The organism is Stenotrophomonas sp. STEN035, assembly GCF_056759935.1.
On record NZ_JBRRDY010000074.1, the window covers coordinates 1 to 3208 of the forward strand.

Here is a 3208-nt window from a genome sequence, read left to right on the forward strand (position 1 = left end):
ACCCATCTGCATCGGCATCGCCATCTCCTACGCCATAGCCATCGCCAAAGCCAAAGCCAAAGCCAAAGCCAAAGCCAAAGCACCCCTCCCCAACCCTCCCCTGCGCTACGCGCAAGGGAGGGGGCAGATTGCAACGCAGTCGCTTCTGCTTTTGCCGTTGAATTTCCCCCTCCCTTTCACCGAAGGTGAAGGGGAGGGCCGGGGAGGGGGGCTTCAAGCCTTTGCCCCTGCTTCTGCGACTCCCGACTCCCCAATCCCGACTCTCAATTCCCGGCCTTGACCATGAACGCACTCACCCCCGACCAGCTCGCCACCCGCAATCGCGGCCGCCGGGTATTGCTGCTGATCTTCGCCATGTTCTTCGGCTCGATGGCGCTGGCCGGCATCCTGCGCTTCTCTGGTTGGACGCCGCAGATCAACCGCCATCACGGTGAACTGCTGCAGCCGGCATTGGACCTGCGCAGCGAGCAACTGCATCTGGCCAGCGGCCAGGCCTACGATTGGAACCCCGGCGAGCGACATTGGCGCATCCTGCTGGCACCGGCTGCCGACTGTGCGCCGGCCTGCGTCACTTTGTCGCAGCAGTTGGACAAGGTGTGGCAGTTGTTCGGGCATAACGCGGATAATGTCGAGATATTGTGGCTGGGTACGCCGCCTGAACAGGTGGCTGCGACGCCGGCACTGAAGGTGCTGCAGCCCCAGCCTGCGTTCCGGGGCAAGCTGCCGGGGGTTGATGACCCGGCCGGCACCCCGGTGTATGTGATTGATCCCAATGGCTTTGTGGTATTCCGCTATGCGCCGGGTTTTGAACCGGGTGGACTGCGGGCTGATCTATCCAAGCTGTTGAAACTGATGTGAGTTCCGTTCGATGAATGCCTCCGCGCGTCCGGCGCTGTATCGCAATTTCCACCGACTGGCGTGGTTCGCACTGATCATGACGGCGAGCACGATCATGTTCGGCTCGTTCGTACGCCTGTCCGATGCCGGCCTGAGCTGCCCGGATTGGCCGACCTGCTATGGCCGCGTGACCTGGCCGCAAACGCAGATGGAAGCCGCCCAGCACGTGGCCAGCGAGATCCGTCCGCTGGAAACCCATAAGGCCTGGCGCGAGCAGGTGCACCGTTTCCTGGCCGGCCTGCTCGGCGTTGAAGTGTTGACGCTGGCGCTGCTGGCAGCACGCCGACGCAAGCGCGGCATCGCCCAGATCGTCACCGCCTCGGCGCTGGTAGCGCTGGCGATACCTTTATATATGCGCGGCGAACACGTGGCCTCCAGCGTGCTCGCCATTGGCGGTGAAGCGATCCTGCTGTTGGCGGCGCTGCGCTGGTCCAACATCGATCTGGCGCGCGCTGCCGTGCTCACCTTGGCGGTTGTCGTGTTCCAGGCTTTGCTCGGCATGTGGACGGTGACCTGGCTGCTCAAGCCCATCGTGGTGATGGGCCATCTGCTTGGCGGTATGTTGATGTTCAGCATGCTGGCGTGGATGGCCTGGAAGGCCACCAACCTGCCGATCACTTTGGCCGAAGAGCCGCGCCTGCGCTGGTGGCTGCGTGGTGCGGTGGCACTGGTGGTGCTGCAGATCGCGCTTGGCGGTTGGGTCAGCGCCAACTACGCGGCACTGGCCTGCGGCGGTGGCAGTGCCTCGCTGGACAACTTCCCGCGCTGTGTCAGCCAGTGGTGGCCGCAGCAGAACTACACGGAAGGCTTCACCCTGTGGCGTGGCATTGGCGTGGATTACGAAGGCGGCGTGCTGGATGGCGCCTCGCGTATCGCCATCCAGATGGCGCACCGGATGTTCGCGGTACTGGTGGCGCTGTATCTGCTGGTGCTGTCGGTACGCATGTTCCGCTTGCCGGGCATGCGCGGTTGGGCGACCACGCTGATCGCGTTGGTGTTGTTGCAGGTCACCCTGGGTGTGCTCAACGTCAAGCTGGCGTTGCCGCTGGCCGTCGCGGTGATGCACAGCGGCGGTGCGGTTGCCTTGTTGTTTGTATTGGTCACGCTGCTGGCGCGGCTGCGCGCCCCGGAGTGAATGATGCGTACAACATGGCGTGATTACTGGGACCTGACCAAGCCGAAGGTGGTGGCACTGATTGTGTTCACTGCCCTGGTCGGCATGTGCCTGGCCATTCCGGGCCTGCCGACCACCGCACAGGTGGTGACCGGCCTGCTCGGCTTCCTTGGCATCTGGCTGTCGGCCTCGGCCGCGGCGGCGATCAACCAGCTGCTGGACGCGCGCATCGACGCGCAGATGGCGCGGACTTCCTGGCGGCCCCTGGTGGTCGGCAAGGTCTCGCCGCGGCAGGTGCTGGTGTTTGCCGGCGCGCTGACCGCGCTGTCGATGACCATCCTGGTGCTGTGGGTGAACGTGATCACCGCAGTGCTGACCTTCGCCTCGCTGATCGGCTATGCGGTGATCTACACCGTCTACCTGAAGCGGGCGACCTCGCAGAACATCGTCATCGGCGGCCTGGCAGGTGCAACGCCGCCGCTGCTGGGCTGGGCGGCGATCACCGGCATGCAGGGCAGCTCGGATTGGGCCTACGCCTCGCTGCTGGTGCTGATCATCTTCATCTGGACCCCGCCGCACTTCTGGGCGCTGGCTATCTTCCGTCGCGTTGACTACGCCAAGGCTGAGATCCCGATGCTGCCGGTGACCCACGGCGTGCCGCATACGCGCAAGCAGATCCTGGCGTACTCGGTGGTGCTGGCGGTGGTGACGCTGCTGCCGGTGGCGATCGACATGAGCGGCATGTTCTACCTGGGCGGGGCAACGGTGTTGAACATCGTGTTCCTCTGGTACGCATGGAAGATGCAGAACCCGCCGGACGAGATGTTCAACATGAAGATGTTCGGCTATTCCATCGTGTATCTGATGGCGTTGTTCGCCTTCCTGCTGGTCGACCATTGGCTGCTGCCCTGGTTGTGATCCAGCAATGAAAAGGCCGGCGAATGCCGGCCTTTTCATTTGCATGCCGCCTTGCTCCCTCCCTTTGCCGCAGGCAAGGGGGTGAAGAAGGTCTGCTTGCGCGGCACCGCCGCGCGACCTGATGAACGACCGAAGGCTATGCCTTCGGGCCGGACGGGTTGGGGAGGGGTTGGCTTTGCTTTGCTTCATGTAGTGGGGGGGCCCGCGCCGGCACTGGGGGGGGGGGGGAGGGGACAGGCCCCCCCGGGGCGGCGCCCGCCCCCCCCCCCGCGCGTGGTT

4 protein-coding genes are annotated in these 3208 nt (G+C 64.5%); all 4 read left to right on the forward strand.

Features of this window, described 5'->3' with window-relative positions:
• Window positions 1–280: hypothetical protein (locus ACVOLL_RS20500; protein ID WP_481514557.1), on the forward strand; the 280-nt coding region annotated here is incomplete at its 5' end.
• Window positions 281–282: 2 nt separating this feature from the next.
• Window positions 283–858 carry a hypothetical protein gene (locus tag ACVOLL_RS20505; RefSeq protein ID WP_481514558.1) on the forward strand — a complete coding sequence of 192 codons (576 nt, stop codon included), beginning with the start codon at window positions 283–285 and terminating at the stop codon, window positions 856–858.
• Window positions 859–868: 10 nt separating this feature from the next.
• Window positions 869–2032: a COX15/CtaA family protein gene (locus ACVOLL_RS20510; RefSeq protein WP_481514559.1), complete on the forward strand. Its 1164-nt coding sequence runs from the start codon at window positions 869–871 to the stop codon at window positions 2030–2032.
• 3 nt (window positions 2033–2035) lie between these two features.
• Window positions 2036–2929 carry a heme o synthase gene (gene cyoE, locus ACVOLL_RS20515; RefSeq protein ID WP_296253347.1) on the forward strand — a complete coding sequence of 298 codons (894 nt, stop codon included), beginning with the start codon at window positions 2036–2038 and terminating at the stop codon, window positions 2927–2929.
• The last annotated feature ends 279 nt before the right edge of the window (window positions 2930–3208 follow it).